Origin of the sequence: Carnobacterium divergens DSM 20623, assembly GCF_000744255.1 — a bacterium.
Lineage (GTDB): Bacteria > Bacillota > Bacilli > Lactobacillales > Carnobacteriaceae > Carnobacterium > Carnobacterium divergens.
This window is the reverse complement of sequence record NZ_JQLO01000001.1, coordinates 1-22,255: the sequence shown is the minus strand read 5'-3', so window position 1 is coordinate 22,255 and position 22,255 is coordinate 1. Positions and strand designations below refer to the sequence as shown.

The window sequence follows — 22,255 nt, the reverse complement described above, 5'->3', positions numbered from 1 at the left end:
TTAAAACAACTTTAAATAAAAATTAACGGAGGAATTTATCATGACTATTCAAATCGCTTGTTACGGAGTACGCCCAAATGAAGTAGCTTTCTTCAATAACTTAAACAAATACAACTTCAACTTAACGTTGATTGAAGACTTATTAACACATGACAATATTGAAACTGCTGAACATCACGAAGCTGTGTTACTACGTGGAAACTGTGTTGCTGATCGTCAAAACATTGAAAAAATGGCCCAATATGGTGTGAAATATTTATTCACTAGAACTGTTGGCTTTAATCATATCGATTTAGAAGCAGCTAGTGAATACAATATGGAAGTAGCTCGTGTCCCTTCTTATTCACCAAATGCAATCGCTGAACTTTCATTGACTTTAGCAATGATGTTATTACGCCACACCGCTTACGCTACCATGAGAACAGCCAACAAAAACTTTATCGTTGATAGCGAAATGTTTAGTCGTGAAATTCGTAATTGTACCGTTGGAATTATCGGAACGGGTAAAATTGGTTTAACTGAAGCAAAATTATTCAAAGGCTTAGGCGCTAAAGTAATTGGTTACGATGTCTTTGAAAGTGATGCTGCAAAAGAAGTTCTTGAATTTAAAGATTTAGATACTTTATTAGCAGAAAGTGACGTTGTCAGCATGCACGTTCCTTACTTCCCTGGAAAAAATGATAAAATGATCAATGCAGACTTTTTAGGAAAAATGAAAAATGATGCCATTTTAATCAACACTGCTCGAGGTGAATTGCAAGATGACGATGCCATTTTAGCAGCACTTGAAGCAAATGAATTAGCCGGTTTTGGAACAGACGTCTTTGCTAATGAAAAAGACTTATTCTTTAAAGAATTCGCTCCTTGGGAACCACTTCCAAGTCCAACTGTTCAACGTTTAGTCGATATGTATCCTCGTGTTCTTGTAACTCCTCATATCGGTTCAAATACAGACGAAGCTTTATCAAACATGATTGAAACAAGTTTTGATAACTTCAACGATATTTTAACAACAGGACAAACTGAAAACAATGTTCCCTTGCCAACAATGGCTTAAAAAAACGACTCTTTCAAATTGAAAGAGTCGTTTTTTTTATAAATATTTTTCAATGACTTGTTGTTGGTCTTTATTTTTCTTATAAAGCGTGATAGGGCGCCCTACTTCACGGTATTCCATTTCCTCTGTCAGGTAGCCAATTTCAGCTAAAAAAGCGAGGTATTTTTTGGTAGATATTCTAGATAATCCAACTTTACTAGCAAGTGATTCCGTTGAAAAATGAATTTTTTCTTGATTAATTTGAGCTTGAATTTTTTTCAATGTTAATTTAGACAATCCTTTGGGTAGGTCTTCGTGTGCTTGTGTAGCTCGTTGCTCTGAAAGCTGACCTACATTGAAAAATTTATCTAAACGCGTTTGATTGGTTTTTTCATCTTCTTGAAACACCTTATTTAGCTCCAAGTATTTAGTAAAGGCTACTTTAAAGCGTTCAAAAGTAAATGGCTTGATTAAATAATCCACCACACCATAATATATCGCTTCTTTAACCGTAGCCACATCATTTGCAGCCGTGATTAGGATAACAGATAGTTCTTTTTTTGTTTCATGCAGTTCTGCTAAAAACTCAATGCCTGTCATCCCCGGCAAGTAAACATCTAATAGCAACAAATCAACCGTTTCATGATCAAGAATCACTCTAGCATCTGCAACGTTTCGGACATTTCCAACGATTTCAACTGCCGAAAGCTGTTGAATGTATTGCTGATTCAACATCGCTACCATCGGATCATCTTCAATTATTAAGACTTTGGTCACTCTTCTTCCCCCATTTCATACGGTAATTCAATATAAAAACGTGTTCCTTGTGGTTCATTTGTCGTTACTTCAATAAATCCTTGATGATTCGTCACAATTTTTTGAATGAGATTTAAGCCGAAACCACGATGCTCACCTTTTGTTGAAAAGCCTCTTTTAAACATCTTTTCTTTTATTTCAAGTGGAATACCAACACCTGTATCGGTTACTTGAATAATAAAAATTTCTCCTTCTAAATCATAATTCAATAAAAGTTCTACGGTTTTTAACTCTTGATTTATCACGGCCTCTTTAGCGTTATCGAGAAGATTCCCTAAAATTTGCAATAAAATATGAATACTGTTGCCCATTTTAAGTTCTGGTAAGTAAGAGGCTTCGGCTAGCACAATATCTACATCTTGCTCTTTTGCCTCGTTGATTTTCCCAAGGATAAAGCCTGCTACTGCAGGGACTTTGATTTTTTCTGTTACAAATCCAACTTCTTCTTGGTAGTCATAGCTTAACTGTTGAATAAACCCGGTTACTTCCTCATATTTTTGTAATTCAATTAAGCCTAAGATTACATGCATCTTATTCATAAATTCATGGGTTTGTGCTCGTAATGAATCAATATATTGTTGCGTTCCGCTAAGCTCATGAATCATATGTTGCATTTCTGACTGATCTCTAAAGGTGGCCACTGCTCCATAAAAATTACCCTCAATAAACATCGGTGCAATACTTGCAATCACTTCTAAACCATTTAAATAAAGAACTTGATCTTTTATTTTTACATGTGTATTAAAAATTTCTTCAAATAAAACAGTGTATAAGCGCTCTTCTAGTGGTTGATTTACAGCAACATCCATTTGAAGGTTCATTTTTTTGAACATTTGGGTAGCTTCACGATTCACTAGCATTACGTTTTTATAGGCATCAATCGCTACGATTCCTTCACTAACCTCGTCTTCAATAATTTCTTTTTCACCTAAACGAGTTGCAATTTCACTTGGTTCTAAACCGAATAAGATTAATTTCACTTTTTGAGCTAAGAAGATTGCGCCTACAACGCCTACAATCAATCCTAACAATAAGCCAATTAGAATCTTACTTTGAGCTGCTTCCACTTCTTTATTCACTGTTGCAAGTGTCAATCCTACGCAAACGACACCAATTACCTCTCCTTGATCGTTTTTCACGGGGCTAAAGTAACGAATCCCATCTCCTAAAACACCCTCTTGGACAGAATAATGTCCCTTACCCGACAGTGTTTTTTTTGCATCTGCTAAGTTTGAAAAGGGTTGTCCGATTACTGTTGCATCGGGATGAGAAAGCCGAATCAAGTCTTTATTTAGAACAACTACAAAATCAACATTGGTCATTTTTGACACTTCTAATGAAAAGTCTTGTAAGGTATTGTTAGAAACGGTTCCCGTAATACCACCTTGAACCTCTGTATTTGCAGCAACCAGATTCGCTACGGTTGCAATCTTTTCTTTCGTATTCACATATTCTTTTTCGACAACGTAATTGCGAATTAAAATAGCCGATACAATTAATGATACAACCGTCGCACACACGACTACAAAAATAATCGTACTTTGCAATGAGAGCTTACGGCTATTTCGATATTTAATCATTGACTCTTTTCGCTGTTTTTTCCCCATTGAATACCACCTACTCTACGCATTCTTCTTAACAATAGTACCGAATTGTCTGATAATTAGCAACTCATTGAACTACGAATTATTATGTTGTTATTTTAAAATAACTATCAACATAATGCTTCTATAATAAATGAAGTTCGTTTTCATAAATTAGTTGAATGTTTTCCCGAAATTTTGATCCCTGCATCTTATCTTAAAAGTTTATTCTACATAAACGTTTCTCTTTTATTTTAAGCCACTTTTCTATATACTGTTATTGAATACACTATCTTAAATAAGGAGGTCTCTGTTATGTTTAAAAATTTTATGAATGAATTTAAAGAATTTGCTCTACGTGGAAATGTACTTGACTTAGCTGTTGGGGTTGTTATTGGGGGTGCTTTTAGCGCCATTGTAACTTCACTGGTTAAAAATATCATCACACCCTTAATTGGAATTATCTTAGGTGGTCATGACGTTTCTGGTTTAATGGTCAAAGTTGGAACTGCTGAATTAAAATACGGCGCATTTTTACAATCAATTATTGATTTTGTTATTATTGCATTTGCTATTTTTATCTTTATTAAAGCAATCAACACGTTAACAACTAAATTCAAAAAACCTACTGAAGAAACAACCGAAGAACCTACAATTGAAGCTTCTGAAGAATATTTGAAAGAAATTCGCGATTTATTAGCTCTCCAAGCTAAAAACAATCACACTAACTAAAACAAGGTTTGCTTTAATTGAATCAATTGAAGCAAACCTTGTTTTAGTTTAGTAGTCCAGTAATCTCCCGTCATCGTGCCAAGAGCCATACAGCTTATTCAATTTTGTATGATCAATCAATTTGTCTAACCTTTTCTCAAATAATTCCGTTTCTTTTTTATTACTTTGGATTGTATCGATACGAATTCTTTGATATAACTCAGGAAAGGTTGTGAAATTTTTATAAACTTCTAAGTCTTCTTTTAAACGTTGAAGGATTTGTTCATCTATTATAAAAGAAGACAGATCCATGTTTGGAAGTACTTTTGCCCCAAAATCAGTCATCAATCCTTGTTTCTCTAATCTTCGAACACGTTCTTTATTTAATTCTGTCCAATTGCTTTTGGTTGACCTTGGACTTAATCGTTGAACTAGTTGTCCATCTAATTTCTTTTTTATTCCATCAATCCACCCAAAACACAACGCTTCTTCTACAGCATCTAAATAGAGAAGTTTATTGACTTCAGGTTGAATACTTACCGTTATCCAACAATACTTAGCTGTTTCACAATTAGTTATCAGCCAATCACGTAATTCCCGTCTACTTGTAACTTTGAGTATGTTATCTATTTTCATCCTCTTACCTTTCGTACTTAAAATTATTCTTTCCTTTAAGTTTATCATAATAACTGAACTCTATACATCTGTTTTAGCTCTATCTAACTAAAAAAAGAGACTTGAAAAAAACATCAAGTCCCTTCTTTATTAAAAAATGCTTTAAATCGCTTTCCAAACAATTGAAGTAGCTAAACTTGGCTCTTCTCCTTTAGTCCACCATTGCGCTTGGTAGCCTTTTCCTTTGTAGGTAACTTTATCCCCTGCGACATAGGTTTTGGTTGCATCCCATTCATTACTTGGAACTTCAGGCCCTTCTATCGTTTTCACAGCAAGCGATGCACTTCCTAATGAAACATTTCCAGCACGGTCTGTTGCTTTGATTTGATAGCTGTAACTAGTAGCTGGTTTTAAACCGCTATCGCTGTACGTTGTACCCTTTGCAGTTCCAACTACGACGCCATCGCGTAGAATCTGATAGCCTGTCACACCAATATTGTCTGTTGATGCTGTCCAATCCAACTGAACTTGGTTAGCGGTTATATTACTCGCTTTCACATTCGTTGGAGCTGATGGCTTTTCCGTATCTGCCACACCTCCACCACCGTTAATCAATGTATCATACGCTTTTGAAAATCCTTGATTGTAAGCAACGCCATTGACATCCTTGCCTAAATCCCAGTTAATCGACCAAGTCATCAGCCCTTTAATAGGATTGCCGTCTTTTTTTAATTGATCAAAGACGTTATACACCACTTGTGGATCTTTAACATAGCCTGATGCCCCTGCATCATTATTAGCTGGTAAACCGATTGCTAATTTTGAAGCTGGAATTTGTAAGAAGCCTCGTGTCCCATGAATTAAAGAATCTGCCATATAATAAAGAAATTCATATTTATAAGCATCATCATTTTGTGTTACCCATTTGCTGATTTCATCTACCCAAACACCATCTCCACCTTGGTTGTACAATTGTGGTGCGATAAAATCATACTCATCTTTTAATGAAGTTAAATAAGATTCATACGCATTTCCAGGTTTTAAATAAGGGAATTCTGGTGCCATGCTAATAATAAAGTTTTGATTTTGAGCTTTGTAATGTGCTTTCACGATTTTTAGAGCTTTAGGAATAACCGTTTTGTTATCTCCAGCTGTAATGGCTGCTTGTTCTAAATCGATATCAATTCCATCAAAGCCATAGGTTTCGACTAAACGAATCAGTTCATTCGCAAATGCTGTTTCATCGCCATTTTTTAATTGCACATGAGCATCCGCTCCACCTAATGAAATCAAAACCGGTTTGCCTGCTTTATTTAGTTCTCCGACTTGCTGGCGAAATTCTGCATCTGTTCCTTTGTAAGGTTTAAAAGTTGGAATTCCTTCCCCTTTCATAAAGGCTACTGCAACAACATTATATGCGTCTGGTGTATCTCTCAATGCAATTTCTGCTGAAGAACCACGTTTATATCCATCATTAGGATTGGCTTGCCAGTTATGCCAAAATCCCATTAAAATCTGTTTATTTTCAATACTTGGCATGACTGAAGCATCATCTGCCGCATTTACCTTTAATTGTTGAACTAAAAATAAAGAACATGCTGTTACTCCTAAAATTAACCCTTTTTTAAACAAGTTTCCCTTTTTCATTATCAAAACTCCTTATCAACTTTTATTTTTAAAAGCGCTTTCAACAACCATGTTATAATAAAAAAAATAAAATGTCAAAATTTAAGTCAAAATTATATTAATATTTTAAGATATATTCCAATTGGATTTATATACCAATTTACAACCAGATTAATTATCATTTCAGCTTCTAATTAATATATCCTTCATTAATATATAGACCAATTCTCATGTCTGTACTTTTTTTATTTTAGATCTTTTTTTATTAATTAAAAAATACTCTCATACTTTTTTCTATTTTATAAAAAAGAGGAAATCCTTATTCAAATGATTGTTTTTAAGGTATACTTATTGAAGATAAAATAACTAATTTATAAATAAATACTCTCTACTAGTACTATTTTTATCTACATATAAAACAACCAAAAGGAGACTTACTACTTATGAAGCACTTTAAAAATGTCTTTGAACTGTATCGTTTAGATTGGCAACGTATTTTTAAAAATCCCTTTGCCTTTCTTTTAATTGTTGCCATGATTATTATCCCCTCACTCTACGCATGGTTTAACATTGCGGCTCTATGGGATCCTTATAGCAATACGAGTGAATTAAAAATTGCCGTTTATAGTGCAGATAAAACCGCTTCGATTAAAGACACAAAAATCAATATTGGAGATAAATTAATTGCCTCCCTTCACGACAATCACAATTTAGGTTGGGAATTTGTAGACTCAAAAAAAGAGCTAGATAAAGGGGTAAAAAGCGGAAAATTTTATGCTGGAATTTACATTCCAAAAACTTTTTCTGCTGATTTATTAAGTTTTGTTAAGGGGGATATCAAAAAACCAACCATTGATTACAGCGTCAATGAAAAAATCAATGCGATTGCTCCTAAAATAACTGATAAAGGCGCTTCCACCTTGCAAGAAACTATTTCTCAAGAGTTTGTTTCGACCGTCAGTAAAACAGTGGTCTCTGAGTTTAACGCCATTGGTATTGACTTAGATAATAATTTGCCAGCTATTACAAAAATTTCAAATCTTGTTCTCGATTTAAATAATAACTTAGACACAATAGACGGCTACACAAAAGAAGTGGTTGATCTTCAAGGAAAAATGCCAGAAATGAAGGACAAATTGGCTAAAGCAAATGAGTTTATTGATTATTTACCGGAAATTAACCAAGTTACCCAAAAGGTTGTTGAGGTCAATCAGTTGCTTCCTCAATTTGATCGAACTGGCGAACTAATTTTAACCCTTCAAACAAAAATTCCAGAAATTCAAAATGCTGGAACCCAACTTGCAAAAATCGATCAAGATTTTGACGGAATCGCCAATACTTTAAATGAAGGTATTACTGAAGCTAATGGTGCTTTAAGCATTATTTCTGATGTTCAAAAAATTCTACCTGACGTCACTAAATTAGGTGAGCAGGCAAGTGGTATGGTCTCTACTGTAAAGGAAATTTTACCTAAGCTAAAACAAGCTTTTGCGGCAATTAAAACGGCGATTGATTCTGGACTGAATGTCATAACGAATATTGCTTCAACGGTTAAAGAGGTTGTCTCTTCCTTACAAACTTTTATTGACAAAGCAGAATTAACCCCTGAAGATAAAGCCACTATCAAACAAATTTTAAATCGCCTAAGTGAAAACTTAACGTCAGCAAATGCTTTAATTGGCAATTTGATTGATAATTTAACACAATTGCAAACCGCAGCTGGCAATCAAGATTTAGCGCCAGTTATTGAAGATCTAAAAAAAGTCCAAACGGCGCTCCAATCGCTCCAACAGAAAGTACAAAAACTCTATGATACCATTGATACCTTAACAACCGAACAAATCAAACAGCAATTAACTGAAATCAGCAATTCGGCTGACACCTTTATCAATGCTGTTTCAGTCGTTGAAAATGCAGGAATTAGTGACAAAGTAGACCGCTTAATAACACAATTAAGCGATGCTTTAGATAACGCAGGCAATGTGTTAAACTCTGCAAATACAGAAATTCCAAATATCGATGGCCTGCTAACGAGTACCTCTGGTACGATTACAACTGCCATTGCTTATTTACAAAAATACCAACAAGAACTACCTGCTTTAAAACAAGAAATTCATGATGCAAACACGATTTTAAATGGCAATATGGATTTAATTATCGGTGGCATTAACAAGGGTGCTGATTTTTATAAAAATGATTTCCCAGGCATCAAAGAGCATTTAAACAAGGCCACCGCCTTTATCCAAAATGATTTGCCCGGGGTTGAAAGTGATTTAACTAAAACACTTTCAATGGTTAACGAGAAATTCCCTGATGTTGAAACAGCCTTAAACGCAGCTAGCGAACTTATTACAAACGATTGGCCTTCTATTCGCGTAGGAATTGAAAAAGCAGCTACCGTTGTAAAAGAACAGCAACAAAATGTTGATTTAGGCGAAATCATCAAGCTACTCAAGGCTGATGCAAATGCAGAAAGTGATTTTTTATCTAAACCTGTTCAGATGAAACAACATTCTTTCTATCCAATTCCTAATTATGGATCGGCTAGTGCGCCTTTCTATACAGCTCTTTGTCTATGGGTGGGAGGCTTACTTTTTTCAAATATTGCTAGTACAGAATTTGTCCTGTCGGATAAAGATAAAAAGCGCTTTTCAAAAAGAGAACAATATTCAGCACGTATGTTAAGCTTCCTATCCGTTGGCTTTTTCCAAGCGTTGATTGTTGCTTTAGGCAATCTCTACCTGCTACACACCTATACTGCTGAAAAAGGCTGGTTTGTTTTGATGACCATCTTTGTTGGTCTCGTCTTTATGTCGATTTTATACATTCTCGCTGCTGTCTTTGGAAATCTCGGAAAAGGTGTGGGAATTATCTTACTTGTCCTCTCGATTTCAGGAGGTGGCGGAAACTTCCCAATTGAATTATCCGGTAAATTTTTCCAAATGATTAATCCCTTACTTCCCTTTACTTACGCGGTTAACCTCTTACGAGAACCTGTTGGTGGTATTTACTGGGCAAATGCTTGGACGTACATTACCGTCCTGTTGATGTTTGGGTTAGTCATTGGCATCTTTGGAATTATTTTCCAACCTTATATTAGCGTCTACGTTAAACGATTGCATGCAGCCGTTAATGAGAGTAAATTTTTCCATTAAAAAAAGTTCCTGATATTGAATTCAATATCAGGAACTTTTTTCTATTTAAAATCAGGATTTAAATAATTTTCACGCTTTAATCCACTCACACTCAACATAATCAAAAAGCTGATTAAGTACAAAATTGATAGGAAACCCATCACGACTAATAAATTGTATTGATCTAATAAGAACCCAATCACTACTGATGAAAACCCACCAACAGCACGCCCTGTATTAATAATAACGTTATTTGCCGTAGAACGAATGGAGGTTGGATATAAGCGGCTCACAATAGCGCCATAACCTGCAAACATTCCATTAGCAAAAAATCCGACAATGGCTCCGCCAATCAGCATAGTCCATTGATTTGAAGCATAAACGAAGATAAAAACTGAAGCTGCTGAAGCTAATAAGAACACACTATATGCCAAGCGAGCACCTAATGTATCTAATATTTTCCCAAACAATAACATACCTAAGCTCATACCTACTATGGTGGAAATCATCCATAAAGACGATCCCGAAACGGACAACCCTAAATTCTTTTGAACGATGGAAGGCAACCAGTTCATTAAACCAAAGTATCCAGCGATTTGGATAATCGCCATCATCATTAGAGAAATCGTTTGACGCGCCAACTTAGGCGTTTTAAAAAGTTCTGTTAACGAAACATTAGGTTTATTTTCGGTGTCTGCTTGACTTTTTTTCCACTCTTCACTTTCATCTAAATGATTGCGGATAAAAAAGGTCATGACTACCGGTAAAAGTCCGAATAAAAATAATGCGTGCCAACCAAATAGCGGAATAATGATCGCCGCAATAATGGCAGCTAGTATCGCACCCATTTGTCCTGCAACTGCAACAATCGAAGTCATTTTCCCTAATTTTTCTTTCGGAAATGCTTCAGCGACAATTGCCATTCCAATTCCATATTCTCCACCAGCACCAATTCCTGCTAAAAAACGGAAGAGGTAAACCAAGTAAATATTGCTTGCGAAATACATCGCTCCTGTTGCCAGTGCGAAAATTAAAATCGTATAGGTAAAAATTTTAATTCGTCCATATTTATCTGCTAAGACGCCAAAAATAACGCCACCTAAAAGCATTCCCACATTTGTAATGGAAGAAATCAAGCCTGCTGCTGCGCCGTTAACATTTAAATCTGCAATGATTGATGTTAATGCGAAAGATAAGAACATGATGTCCATACTTTCTAACCCTAATCCTGCTGCTGACGAAGCCAATACCCTTTTTTGGTAGCCTGACATTGCTGTTTTGCCTTGTGCCGTTTTACTTATCATATTCACTTTTCCTCCTAAAACGAATGATCTCTGCCATTCATTATTTTACGTTAGACTTATTATACGGATAACTGAGGAAAAGTACAATAGCTTTTTTGCATTTCGTCACAATTTTTTTATCCACCTGCATTTTTAGCTAACAGCAATTCTTTTCATCATAAAATAATGTGCTTCTGCCGGTAATGGGTGTTCTTCGATTTTTCCAATTTCTTGATACCCATTTTTTAAATAAAAACCTGGGGCATTGAAACTCATTGTTTCTAATACGATCAACTGACATTTTGCTTCTTTAGCCAACTGCTCCACATGCTCCAGTAATTGCTTACCTACTCCTTTTCCTCTTGTATTCTCAGCAACATAAAACAATTCAATCCGTAAATAATTCCAATGAATTTCACCTACAATACCACCTAGCACTTCTCCTGCTTCTTCAATAGAAAAACTGATTTTTTGACTTTCATAACCTGTTAAATCAGGGACTTTTACTTTTGTGTAATCATCTAATTTCTTCAACAATTGTTGGCTATTTTGTGTATAATCTACCTGTTTGATTTCCATTTTGCTTCACTCCATCATTAAATTTATATCTGAACAAAAAAAAACTGGACAAGAAAATTAACTTTCGTTAACCATCTTGTCCAGCACAACGTGTACCCTCCGATATTGGATTTCAGCATATCATCCTTTTCGCTAAATTGCAATACCTTTTTACAGCTCGTGATAAGCGCTATACACCTCTTGCTTTTTCAATTCTCTCAACAACGCCACTTCTTTAATGGCTTTTTTACTTGGCAATTCTTGTTCGTCCATGACTTTTTCAACATGCTCTTTCAAACTCAAATTTTCCCAATCACGTATTTCCTCATGATAAGTCCCCTCATGATTGCCTTCTAAAATCAGACAAAATTCTCCACGAACTTCTGAATCAGTTGCCCACTGGTAAGCCTCTTCTAAAGTACCTCGCAAGAACTCTTCAAATTTTTTCGTCAACTCTCGACAACACACAATTTTACGCGTTGGCCCAAAAACTTCTATCATATTTTTCAACACTTCTTTTAAACGATGGGGAGATTCGTATAAGATAACCGTTTCTTGATGCTGATTTAGCTTTGTCAATTCTTGGATTTGTTCTTTCTTTTTCCGCGGTAAAAACCCATAAAAATAAAAAGGTTGCGGTGCTAATCCAGAAGCGATTAAGGCAGTTAAACCAGCGTTCGCTCCCGGTAATGGTACCACTGGAATGGCTAATTCGATACAAGCAACCACCAATTCATGGCCCGGATCACTAATGGAAGGCATTCCTGCATCACTCACTTGTGCAATGCTTGTTCCGGCTAACAATTTTTCCGTTAATTGACCAATACGCTCTTGAGTATTGTGTTCATGAAAACTGATTTGCGGCGTCGTAATTTCAAAATGATTGAGTAATTTTTGCGTATTTCTCGTATCTTCTGAAGCAATTAAATCGACTTCTTTTAACAACCGAATGCCTCGCAGCGTCATATCTTCTAAATTGCCAATTGGGGTTGGGATTAAGTATAGAATTCCTTTTGTTTCATCTTGAAAACTTTTTTGACTTGAAATCATGCGCTATCCCTCCTTTTCATTCTCTGCTTGGCTTAGGTCAACAATACATACTTGTGTTTTTTTAATTGGAAATTCAATTCCTGCCTGTTTTAAAAAAGCTATTTTTTTAGCCTTCGTTTGTTTTTTAAAGGCATACTCTGCCTTCGTTGCTTCACTTCTTGATGGAAAGCCAGCAGCGTAAATCATTTTCAAAGGCCGTCGGTACGAAGGCTTTGTATATTTTGCACCGACACCATCATTATGCTCTTTTTCACGTCGTTTCAAATCCGTTGTATACCCACCATAAAACGTACCATCCTGACAAAGGAGTACATAGAAATAACTAGTCTTTATCGCCATATAAAATCCCTCTAATTTCTGGTAAATACTCATTATCTTCACCGTACACAAATAATGGTGGCATCACGCGAAAGCCTGTCTCTTTCCCATCTTTAATGCCTTCAATCAACAAAATATTGGCTTCTTTATTCACTTTTGGATAAACCAACTGCATTCTTTTTGGCGCTAAACGATTGGCCTTCATGGCTTCTAAAATTTCAATCAAACGATCTGGTCTGTGAACAAAATAAGCTTTGCCGTTCATTTTTAATAAGCCACTGGTCACTGACATCACTTCATTTAAATTTGTATGGATTTCATGTCTTGCAATTGCCAAGTGTGGATTGGGATTTTTTTTACTGGTGACTGGAGATGAAAAATACGGTGGATTACAAGTGACAACATCTACCGAATCCTTTTCAATCCATTTTGTCGCCTCACTTAAATTCCCTTCAATCACACGGACTTGATCCGATAGCTGATTTAGCTGAATACTTCGTTCTGCCATATCTGCTAGACGTGGTTGAAGTTCAATTCCGGTAATTTTACTTTTGGTTTTCTCACTAAGAAGCAGCCCTACCGCACCATTTCCAGCACATAGATCCACGATTTGGCTGCGATTTCCTTGTGGAACATTTGCAAAATGCGCTAGCAAAACGGCATCCAATGAGTAGGAAAAAACAGATGGGCTTTGAATAATATCTAAATTAGCTCGAACTAAGCGATCCATCCGTTCATCGTCTTTTAACCATTGTGTCAAATAAGCCACTTCCTTCACTAGTATAATCGTCATTTATTATAACATAAAAAAGATACAAAAAACGTTAGAAAAAGGTGAATTCCCCTTTCTAACGCCTTCCTTTTATTCCGTTACTTTTAAAATGATTTTCCCAATATTTTTATTAGCTTCCATATAATCATGTGCCGCTGCTGCCTTTTCAAGTGGAAAAACACAATCAATAATCGGTTTAATCGCCCCTGATTCAAAATAAGGCAAGGTTTTAGCCATCATTTCATGCGTTAATTTTGCCTTGTAAGCATCACTTCGAGGTGTTAACAACGTTCCCACCAACGTAATCCGTTTTGCCATCAAACTTCTTAAATCAAATTCTTCCACCACAGAACCACCCAGAGTGCCAATCAGAACCCAATGACCATCTACTTTAATACTTTTTAGATTTTTTTCTACATAGGACGCACCAATAAAATCAAGGATCACATCCACACCAACTTGATTCGTTACTTCCATAACGCGTTCAGAAAAGTCTTCTGTTTTATAATTAATCACAACATCCGCTCCAAGTTCTTCACAAAATGCTAACTTGTCTACAGAACCTGCTGTTACAATTACGGTTGCTTTTGTTAATTGTTTTGCTAATTGAATCGCTGCCGTGCCGACACCACTAGCACCTGCATGAATCAACACCGTTTGACCTTCTTGTAAATCACCTAACCAATACAAGGTTTGATACGCTGTTAAAAAGACTTCTGGAACCCCTGCTGCCTGTGTAAAATCAAGATGTTCTGGAATTAGAATGGCGCGATCTGCTGGCAATACTGCATACTCTGCGTACCCTCCACGATTCACCAAACCACAAACCCTTGTCCCTTTTGGAAATTCCGTAAACGTGCTCTGATTTTCAACTACTGTACCTGCAATTTCTACTCCAAAAATTGGATAGGGTTCTTTAAAATTTTGGTTTTCTCTTGTCACAATATCTGTCCGGTTAACGGCAGCTGTTTCTACCTTTACTAACAATTCCCCTTGTTTCGGAATTGGAATTCCACTATCTTTTAACACTAATTCCTTAGAACTCCCTGGTTTTTTCATACTAATTGCTTTCATCTATTTCCCCTACTTTCTCTTGTGATCGTAGGATTATTGTAACATAGATGATTCAACTTTCTAAAGAGTTGCGCTGTTAAATTCAAATAAAAAACTACTACTCTGTGAAAGGAGTAGTAGCCAATTAAAATTATTTAGATCCAACGGTAAAGCGTTCATTAATATGTTTACCTGCTTCTGCTTCGTCAACCAATGCTGTTGCAAAATCAGCATAACTAATTTCACTTGAACCTGCAGCATTTACTAATAGATGATCTTTTCCAATCACATACTCACCAGTTTTAGCGCCATCTGGTAAGAACATTGCTGATGGACTAATATACGTCCAAGTAACATCATTTGTTGCTTTTAATTGGTCGAAAGCTTCACCCATATTACTTGCAGTTGGTTTAAATGCATCTGGAAAATCGGGTGTATCCATTACGCGTACTTTCATTTCTGGATCAACATAAAGACTTCCTGCACCACCCACAACCATTAAACGAGGAGCTTTATGGCTTTTTAATAGCGTTACTAAATGTGCTAAGCTTGTTTTGTGTAACTCTTCATGTCCATGGGGTGCATTAAAGGCATCTACTAAAATATCAAAATCTGCAATATCCTCAAAAGTTAAATCAAATAAATCACGCTCCAAAACAGCGACATCTTTATTAGTTACTTTTTTTGCATCTCTTACAATGGCCGTTACTGTATGACCTTTTGCCACTGCTTCATCTGTAATCATTTGTCCTGCTTTTCCACTTGCTCCAATAATACCAATTTTCATCATAAATTCCTCCTAATTGTTTTTTTGTAACTGAAACAGTTACAATTTAACTAAAAATGAAAGGATGAACATTACATTCAACCTATTTCTAACGTTACTTCACTAAAGAACGAGCCTCTAAAACGGTAATCTCGTTAATCGTATCTGCCAATGTGGTTTTCTTAAGCTCATCTTCCATCGCTTCCTCGGCTGTTCTCATCACTCCAACAAGTGATTGCTGAATATTTTTTCCAACGACACACTCTGGGTTTGTATCTTGATGCAAGCTAAACAATTGTTTGTCTTTGACGCTTACGGCATTGTAAATATCATACAACGTAATCTCTTGCGGTTCCTTCAATAGAGTAATGCCTCCCATACCAGGAGCGGAATCAACTAAACCTGCTTTTTTGAGTAACCCTACAATACGTCTGATAACAACTGGATTTGTATTGACACTTGCAGCAATATAATCTGAGTAAATTGTTGTTTGGCGATTTAAAGAGAGAATCGATAACACATGGACAGCTACAGGAAATTTTGTCGAAATACTCATAACAACCCTTCCTCTCCATCTGTAACTATTATAGTTACAAAAGAATAAAATGTCAACCCATTTACTCAAAAAAATAAAAAGAAGAGTAGCTAATCGCTCCCCTTCCTCACTTTCTATTAAATTAATTCATTTGCTCCAACGAGTTCAAAAGTAGATTCTGTATTTTTTTCAATAAATTCATAGGCATCAGAATTATTTTTCAATTCAATTACCATCATAAAATTATCTGGATTTACCATATTAAAGGTAAACGTAGTTGTTTCTTTTTGACGTTTTAAAAATTCAGTTACTTCTACTACAGTCATTTGATTCATTTGTAGTTCACCCTTCCTCTTAATCTAAAAGCGCTTTCTTTATCTTTGTTATAATATATCATATCTTAAAAGAATTGTCTTATTATTTTTCTTTTAAGACTAGCTTATATTCCTTAATAAAAATAAAACAATCCTGTTTAGACTTGTTATTTTAACAATCTAAACAGGATTATTTTAACGTCGTTCTCCATAAATAACATCCAAACAAAACGCACAGGGCTCATCATCTACTCTTCTTGAACCATAGAAAACATTACAAACATGGAAACCATCTTCATAAAGTTTTTCTAAATTCATTCGTGACTTGGTCATTTCAGGTTCGATAGCTGCCTCATCAATTCGTTGTTGTTTTTCAATATCATCTAGCCGGTCTCTTAAATGTTGATTTTCAATTCGTAAAACGGCATTTTCTTCTACTAGCTCTTCTACCCCTTTTTTTAAACTTGTAATTTGGTGTAGCGTCGCTTCAGTCTCAAGTTCTAGTTTTGTAAAGCTATCATATAAAGTTCTTTTATCCATTTATTATCACCCGTTCTTTAATATGAAATTATAAACTTACGATCCCTTTAAAAGAAACTTACTTTACATACTAGGAGTTGCTCCATTTAACTCTTCTAACGTATACTCTAGAGCTGTTTCGCGGCCTTTTAAGCGTACCTTGATGATACGACTTAATAAATTCAAACCTACTACGGTGCCTTCACCATCTGGTGTTTGAACTTTTTTTCCGTAATCAGGCAACTCACGTTTTGCTGATTCATACTCATCATTTTCATATTTCAAACAACACATCAAACGACCACATAATCCTGAAATTTTCGTTGGATTTAATGATAAGTTTTGATCTTTTGCCATTTTAATTGAAACGGGCATAAAATCACCTAAGAAAGTCGAACAACACAGCATCCGTCCACAAGGTCCGATTCCACCAAGCAATTTGGCTTCATCACGCACACCAATTTGGCGCAATTCAATCCTCGTTTTAAAAATACTCGCTAAATCCTTCACGAGCTCCCGAAAATCAATTCGTCCTTCCGCACTAAAATTAAAAATCATTTTACTTCGGTCAAATGTATATTCTACGTTAATTAATTTCATTTCTAAATGATGTGCTGAAATCTTTTTATTTGCAACACTAAAAGCTGCTTCAGCGTCTACTTTATTTTGTTCTTCTTTTTTTAAATCTTTATCAGAAGCAATGCCATTGATTGTTTTAAGTGGTTGCACTAAATCGTCCTCATGCACTTCTTTTTTTTCAATCACAACAACGCCGATTTCTATACAATGCTGTGTTTCTACAACTACTTTATTTCCTACATGACACTCATATTTTCCTGGAGAAAAATAGTAAATTGTGCCAGCATGTTTGAATCTAACTCCAATTACTGTTTGCATTCCTTGTCCCTCACTCCAAGCATTATCTATTAATCCATTAAAAGAAGCGTCAATTGTTCAAAAACTCCTTGTGCTGAAACATTGCTTTCAAGTTTTTTCTTACTTGTTAAGATCATTTCAATACTTTCAGTCAATTTTTTTCCATTAACTTTTTGCTGGAACCTATTTAACACGTCTTGATGCTGTGGAAAAGCTAACAAATCAACTGAGCGATAATACAACATTAACGCATCACGATAAGCAAGCAACAACATGTCTAAGGCGAGTTGTTGGTTCTCGCGTTCTTTAAAATGGGTGATAATATCTGTTTGTACAAAAATAAATGCTTGTTTCTCATTTTTGGAAATCTGGTGAAACCATTTCCAGATAATTCCCCTAGCTTCATTAAACCATTCATTGCGATTCATTTCAACCGCAGAATCCAAACTATTCGTCAAATGAACCAACAAAGCCCCTTGTTTTTCACTAATTTCTAATTTTTCCAATTCTTGGAGTAAAATTTGCTTTGGCAATGGACTAAAATGAACTAGCTGACATCGTGACAAGATTGTGGGCAAAATTCGATTTTTAGCTGTTGTTAATAAAAATGCAACAACTGTTCCATCTGGTTCTTCTAAAAATTTCAATAAGCTATTAGCAGCTCCAACGGTCATTTTTTCAACATCCGTCACAATAAAAACTTTTTGTCTACTTTCTACACCACTTTTAGAGAATTCAGTTTTTAATTCTCTTACTTGATCCACCTTGATTGATAGGCCATCTGGTTCGATTTCAAGCACATCTGGGTGTTGATGATCTGCTACCCTTTTGCAGTTTAAACAAACCCCACAAGGAGAACCATCCACTTTATCCTGACAAAAAAGTGATTGCGCTAACCACATAGCCATTTCTTTTTTACCCGTGCCTGTTGTTCCTTCAAAAAGGTAAGCATGGAGAAGATCTCCATGCTTTAAATTTCGCTTAAAGCGATTCATTAATTCAGGTTGAAGCCACGCTAATTTTTTTTCTTCTGTTCCTTCCATTTTGTCACCTTCACTCATCCCTTAAAATTGGTGAAATTGTTCAACTGGCATTACAAAAACGGTCGCTCCGCCGACTTGAACTTCTATTGGGTAAGGCATATGAGTATCCATTGAAACATCTAAACTAATTGGTGGCGTCATAAATTGTTCTCTAGCTTGACAGGTTTCACGAATCAAGTTTAAAACTTCATCCACTCGCTCGTCTTCAATCCCTACGATAAACGTTGTATTTCCTGCTTTCAAAAAACCGCCTGTTGTTGAGAGTTTTGTTGCACGTACACCTGCATCTACAAATTCATTAGACAAACGTACACTATCTTTATCTTGGACAATCGCTAAAATTAATTTCATCATTACTCAACCTTTCTCTTTTTAAAATTTAGTTGGAAAAACACGTTTAATCTGATCTAAACAAGCTGCTACGACTTCTTCAATCGTACCACTTGCATCAATCAAGGTGATTCTTGCTGGATTTTCTGCTACTAAAGTTAAATACGCTGCACGAACCGCTTCATGAAACTCCAATTTTTCTTGATCCAAACGATCAAATTGACGTGTTTCCTTATTGCGATTGATGCGTTCAATTCCGACACTAGCCTCTACATCTAAGTACAAGGTTAAATCCGGCGTTACACCGTCTGTTGCAAAGTGATTGATTGCTGCTACCTCTGAAATTCCGATACCACGAGCAGCCCCCTGATAGGCTAGTGAGCTGTCGACAAATCGATCACAAATTACTAAAGCATCCTTGGCTAAAGCTGGGTTGATTCTTTCAATTAAATGTTGACGTCGAGCTGCTGCATAAAGTAAGGCTTCTGTACGAATATCCATCTCTGTGTTTTGAGGATTCAGAATCAATTCACGAATCTCTTCTGCAATCCGACTCCCGCCTGGTTCTCTTGTTGCGACTACATTCATTTTAATTGTGCTTTCTAAAAGTGGCAACAACTCCCTTAAGACACTTGTCTTTCCTGCACCATCTGGACCTTCTACTGTTATAAAAATACCTGCCACTTTATCGTACTCCTTATCTACTTTAATTCTTAGTTCTTATTATACGTTATCTAGTGTCATCAGTCTAATTGAAATCCTTATTTGGATGAATTTATTCTAAAAAAAGAAGACTATTCACTTAGAATAGTCTTCTTGCTTATTCCTCAAAAAAACCTTCATCTTCCAAATAGCCAACCGCAGCATCTCTAGTTTTAAAGATAGCCTCTAATGCCCCACTAGACATGATAATGGACCACATACCATTACGATATTCTAGCGTTAAATAATCGCCATGATCTTCCACCCAATTTTCTTGGTATCCTTCTTCATAGCCATCAACCGTTTTCTTTAAATACTCAATCGCATCAGCTGTCATTTGACGAATCATTTCTGCATCTTCCTCTAAAACAGAAATGTAGCCTTTCATTGTATCTTCTTCTGGCAAATACCCCGCATAAATAAAGGCATTTCCATTAGGATGTAAAAATTTGACTACTGTTGTTTTCGGAACAGCACTTTCTTCAAAATGGTAATTCAAACGTTTAAGGGAAACTTCGTGCATCGTTAATTCTTCAAATTCATCAAAAATCGCTTTTTTTTCAGCAAATGATAACATAATTTAACCTCTTTCAATTCTGTAATTTCAATCTAATATCCTAATGAGAAAAAACCAGGATTTTATTCTTATTTTTCAATCCTACAACTCGATTAAACTGTGCCAACCCCGCTTTTAAAACAGCCAGCTGCTCTTGTTTAATTTCTTCTCCCTTTAAAATCAATGGAATTCCTGGTGGATAAGGAGTTACCGTAACTGCTGAAATACACCCTATTGCCTGTTCTAAATCAACGAATTCAACAGCCTTCATCTTTTGCTGTTCATAAGATAACGCTAAAGTTGCCATTTGAGGGTATCTGACAATCGGTCGTTTTTTTACTGCAACTTCTCGGCTCTCAAGCTGTGCAAACTCTACCTCTGGTAGTTGAATAGGTTGCTGCGCTTTCAACAAGGGAAATGTCAACAAAATAAAGAATTCCGTCGAAAGCTCTGGGAACAACCCTTTTTCTTCAAAATAAACAGCTAGTTCTTCTCCTAAATAGCCTGTTTTACCAATGTTCAATTTAAGCGGATCAGCTGTTTTCAGTACATCAAATCCAGCTTGCTCTAATTTATTTTCCCAAAAAGTCACATAGGCAAGCGTCTGCTTAAGATCATCCAATGTCCAATTAGCTAAAAAGTAACGTGCATACTCCAAAGACATCATCAACAAATATGAAGGACTACTAGATTGAAGTATGTGTAAATAATGTTCTATTTCCCTTTGGAATTCTATGGAACTTCCTTTTCCAATATGCAAATAAGAGCCTTGCGTTAGTGCCGGCAACATTTTGTGTGCAGAATGAACCACTACATCTGCTCCAAGTTCCAGTGCAGAAACTGGAAAAGGTGATCCTAACGTAAAGTGAGCCCCGTGCGCTTCATCGACTAGCACCAAGCAATTATTTGCTTTTGCAAGTTCAATCAACTCTTTTAAAGGATAAATTTCGCCGTAGTAAGTTGGATACGTCATAACCAGCGCTTTAATTCCTGAATTTTGTTTGAATACTGCCTTTAAATCTGCCGGTTTAATTCCTGCTTTAATGGTGCCCTCCGCATCACTAACTTGACCTAAAAACAAAGGAGTTGCCCCTGCCAATTCAACCCCATGAATAACGGACTGATGGGCATCACGCGTCATTAAAATGAGGTCATCTCGTTTCACAGATGCCATAATCATCGCTAAGTTTCCTACTGTTGAACCGTTAACCAAATAATAACTCTTCTCACTTTTATAAAAATCAGACAACAAGGTTTGACTTGCTTCAATCACACCTGTTGGTTCATGCAGATAATCTAAGCCACTTACTTCGGTTTGATCATACGCCAACAGCTGTTTAAATTCACTCATTTCATCTAGCCAATTTAAACCATTTTTATGTCCAGGAACATGAAATGATTGTTTTTCCACTTTTTTGTGCTTTCTCAAAGCGTCAAAAAGAGGCCGTTGCTGTTGGTTAAGTTGTTCTTTCTCCATCGGCTAATGACCTCCTCTAATCAAACCTATCTAATTTTTGTACTTTTAATTTTACGAATTCGTGCTTCTTTAAATAAATAGAAGTATTTAGCTTCAGCTAATTTCGTTTCTGCAAATAATAACCCATCTTTATCAAATACAGCCTCTTCAATTTCTTTCTTATTTTCCCATTGGTCTTTTGTACGATACATCAAGTTTAAAAGGGCTTCATCGTATTCTTTACGCAATAATCCTTTTTTATTTTTCTTAAAAAACATTTTCGCTTCCCTCTTCCTTAAAGTTCTCTACGTCCTTCAACAGCTTTCAATAACGTAATTTCATCGGCATATTCAATATCACTACCTACAGATAATCCATGAGCTAAACGCGTCACCTTAATTCCTGCTGGCTTAATTAAACGTGATAAATACATAGCGGTTGCTTCGCCTTCTGCGGTTGCATTTGTAGCAATAATCACTTCATTGATTTCATCCGATTGAAGTCGTTTGATTAAACTTGGAATGTTGATATCTTCAGGACCAGTGCCTTCAATTGGTGACAATACGCCATGTAGGACATGATATAAACCATGATATTCACGCA

General features: G+C 35.9%; 25 protein-coding genes. 3 read left to right on the top strand and 22 right to left on the bottom strand.

From position 1 onward, the window contains the following. The first annotated feature begins 46 nt into the window (after window positions 1-46). Window positions 47-1,057 (top strand): 2-hydroxyacid dehydrogenase, encoded by a 1,011-nt coding sequence (locus BR52_RS00125; RefSeq protein WP_244266945.1) that lies wholly within the window; start codon window positions 47-49, stop codon window positions 1,055-1,057. Window positions 1,058-1,093: 36 nt separating this feature from the next. On the opposite strand, the gene BR52_RS00120 is transcribed toward BR52_RS00125, so the two are convergent. Further along, window positions 1,094-1,813 carry a response regulator gene (locus BR52_RS00120; RefSeq protein ID WP_034568176.1) on the bottom strand — a complete coding sequence of 240 codons (720 nt, stop codon included), beginning with the start codon at window positions 1,811-1,813 and terminating at the stop codon, window positions 1,094-1,096. Beyond that, the gene (locus BR52_RS00115) at window positions 1,810-3,459 is read right to left on the bottom strand and encodes an ATP-binding protein (protein ID WP_081890670.1); all 1,650 of its coding nucleotides are present in this window, start codon (window positions 3,457-3,459) and stop codon (window positions 1,810-1,812) included. Before BR52_RS00115 ends, BR52_RS00120 begins: the two co-directional genes overlap by 4 nt. A gap of 291 nt (window positions 3,460-3,750) precedes the next feature. On the opposite strand from BR52_RS00115, the gene mscL reads away from it, so the two are divergent. Then, window positions 3,751-4,167, top strand: a complete 417-nt coding sequence (gene mscL / locus BR52_RS00110; RefSeq protein ID WP_034568175.1) for a large conductance mechanosensitive channel protein MscL — start codon at window positions 3,751-3,753, stop codon at window positions 4,165-4,167. Between the two features lie 48 nt (window positions 4,168-4,215). Here the strand turns inward: mscL and BR52_RS00105 are convergent, their stop codons facing one another. Together BR52_RS00105 and BR52_RS00100 are read right to left on the bottom strand one after the other, a co-directional pair. After that, on the bottom strand, window positions 4,216-4,782 hold the full coding sequence (locus BR52_RS00105) for a YdeI/OmpD-associated family protein (RefSeq protein ID WP_034573301.1): 567 nt from the start codon (window positions 4,780-4,782) through the stop codon (window positions 4,216-4,218). Window positions 4,783-4,923: 141 nt separating this feature from the next. Next, window positions 4,924-6,408 carry a glycosyl hydrolase family 18 protein gene (locus BR52_RS00100; protein ID WP_034568174.1) on the bottom strand — a complete coding sequence of 495 codons (1,485 nt, stop codon included), beginning with the start codon at window positions 6,406-6,408 and terminating at the stop codon, window positions 4,924-4,926. Window positions 6,409-6,830: 422 nt separating this feature from the next. On the opposite strand from BR52_RS00100, the gene BR52_RS00095 reads away from it, so the two are divergent. Beyond that, complete coding sequence (locus BR52_RS00095; RefSeq protein WP_034568173.1) at window positions 6,831-9,542, top strand: YhgE/Pip domain-containing protein; 2,712 nt, start codon at window positions 6,831-6,833, stop codon at window positions 9,540-9,542. A 41-nt stretch (window positions 9,543-9,583) separates the two neighbouring features. Here the strand turns inward: BR52_RS00095 and BR52_RS00090 are convergent, their stop codons facing one another. The 18 genes from BR52_RS00090 to BR52_RS00005 all read right to left on the bottom strand — a co-directional run. Next, window positions 9,584-10,825, bottom strand: coding sequence for an MFS transporter (locus BR52_RS00090; protein ID WP_034568172.1), 1,242 nt, complete (start codon window positions 10,823-10,825; stop codon window positions 9,584-9,586). A gap of 132 nt (window positions 10,826-10,957) precedes the next feature. Continuing rightward, on the bottom strand, window positions 10,958-11,383 hold the full coding sequence (locus BR52_RS00085) for a GNAT family N-acetyltransferase (RefSeq protein WP_034568171.1): 426 nt from the start codon (window positions 11,381-11,383) through the stop codon (window positions 10,958-10,960). A gap of 150 nt (window positions 11,384-11,533) precedes the next feature. Further along, window positions 11,534-12,412 carry a 16S rRNA (cytidine(1402)-2'-O)-methyltransferase gene (gene rsmI, locus BR52_RS00080; RefSeq protein WP_174222334.1) on the bottom strand — a complete coding sequence of 293 codons (879 nt, stop codon included), beginning with the start codon at window positions 12,410-12,412 and terminating at the stop codon, window positions 11,534-11,536. A gap of 3 nt (window positions 12,413-12,415) precedes the next feature. Then, a complete protein-coding gene (locus tag BR52_RS00075; protein ID WP_034568170.1) occupies window positions 12,416-12,751 on the bottom strand; it encodes a GIY-YIG nuclease family protein in 336 nt (111 codons plus the stop codon). Continuing rightward, window positions 12,735-13,523, bottom strand: a complete 789-nt coding sequence (locus BR52_RS00070; RefSeq protein WP_051915572.1) for a tRNA1(Val) (adenine(37)-N6)-methyltransferase — start codon at window positions 13,521-13,523, stop codon at window positions 12,735-12,737. Before BR52_RS00070 ends, BR52_RS00075 begins: the two co-directional genes overlap by 17 nt. Before the next feature lie 69 nt (window positions 13,524-13,592). Then, complete coding sequence (locus BR52_RS00065; protein ID WP_034568169.1) at window positions 13,593-14,576, bottom strand: NAD(P)H-quinone oxidoreductase; 984 nt, start codon at window positions 14,574-14,576, stop codon at window positions 13,593-13,595. 130 nt (window positions 14,577-14,706) lie between these two features. Further along, window positions 14,707-15,342 (bottom strand): NAD(P)-dependent oxidoreductase, encoded by a 636-nt coding sequence (locus tag BR52_RS00060; RefSeq protein ID WP_034568168.1) that lies wholly within the window; start codon window positions 15,340-15,342, stop codon window positions 14,707-14,709. A gap of 94 nt (window positions 15,343-15,436) precedes the next feature. Further along, a complete protein-coding gene (locus BR52_RS00055) occupies window positions 15,437-15,877 on the bottom strand; it encodes an Rrf2 family transcriptional regulator (protein WP_034568167.1) in 441 nt (146 codons plus the stop codon). A gap of 116 nt (window positions 15,878-15,993) precedes the next feature. After that, window positions 15,994-16,191 (bottom strand): hypothetical protein, encoded by a 198-nt coding sequence (locus tag BR52_RS00050; protein ID WP_034568166.1) that lies wholly within the window; start codon window positions 16,189-16,191, stop codon window positions 15,994-15,996. Between the two features lie 174 nt (window positions 16,192-16,365). Next, window positions 16,366-16,710 (bottom strand): initiation-control protein YabA, encoded by a 345-nt coding sequence (locus BR52_RS00045; RefSeq protein WP_034568165.1) that lies wholly within the window; start codon window positions 16,708-16,710, stop codon window positions 16,366-16,368. 63 nt (window positions 16,711-16,773) lie between these two features. Then, a complete protein-coding gene (locus tag BR52_RS00040; protein ID WP_034568164.1) occupies window positions 16,774-17,586 on the bottom strand; it encodes a PSP1 domain-containing protein in 813 nt (270 codons plus the stop codon). A 29-nt stretch (window positions 17,587-17,615) separates the two neighbouring features. Continuing rightward, window positions 17,616-18,608 carry a DNA polymerase III subunit delta' gene (gene holB, locus BR52_RS00035; RefSeq protein WP_034568163.1) on the bottom strand — a complete coding sequence of 331 codons (993 nt, stop codon included), beginning with the start codon at window positions 18,606-18,608 and terminating at the stop codon, window positions 17,616-17,618. Between the two features lie 21 nt (window positions 18,609-18,629). Continuing rightward, window positions 18,630-18,959 (bottom strand): cyclic di-AMP receptor DarA, encoded by a 330-nt coding sequence (gene darA / locus BR52_RS00030; protein ID WP_034573295.1) that lies wholly within the window; start codon window positions 18,957-18,959, stop codon window positions 18,630-18,632. A 21-nt stretch (window positions 18,960-18,980) separates the two neighbouring features. Then, the gene (gene tmk, locus BR52_RS00025) at window positions 18,981-19,622 is read right to left on the bottom strand and encodes a dTMP kinase (protein ID WP_034568162.1); all 642 of its coding nucleotides are present in this window, start codon (window positions 19,620-19,622) and stop codon (window positions 18,981-18,983) included. 136 nt (window positions 19,623-19,758) lie between these two features. Beyond that, window positions 19,759-20,217 (bottom strand): hypothetical protein, encoded by a 459-nt coding sequence (locus BR52_RS00020; RefSeq protein ID WP_034568161.1) that lies wholly within the window; start codon window positions 20,215-20,217, stop codon window positions 19,759-19,761. Window positions 20,218-20,257: 40 nt separating this feature from the next. Further along, the gene (locus BR52_RS00015) at window positions 20,258-21,673 is read right to left on the bottom strand and encodes an aminotransferase class I/II-fold pyridoxal phosphate-dependent enzyme (protein WP_034568160.1); all 1,416 of its coding nucleotides are present in this window, start codon (window positions 21,671-21,673) and stop codon (window positions 20,258-20,260) included. Window positions 21,674-21,699: 26 nt separating this feature from the next. Continuing rightward, complete coding sequence (locus BR52_RS00010) at window positions 21,700-21,930, bottom strand: YaaL family protein (RefSeq protein ID WP_034568159.1); 231 nt, start codon at window positions 21,928-21,930, stop codon at window positions 21,700-21,702. Window positions 21,931-21,947: 17 nt separating this feature from the next. Further along, window positions 21,948-22,255: toprim domain-containing protein (locus tag BR52_RS00005; protein WP_034568158.1), on the bottom strand; the 308-nt coding region annotated here is incomplete at its 5' end.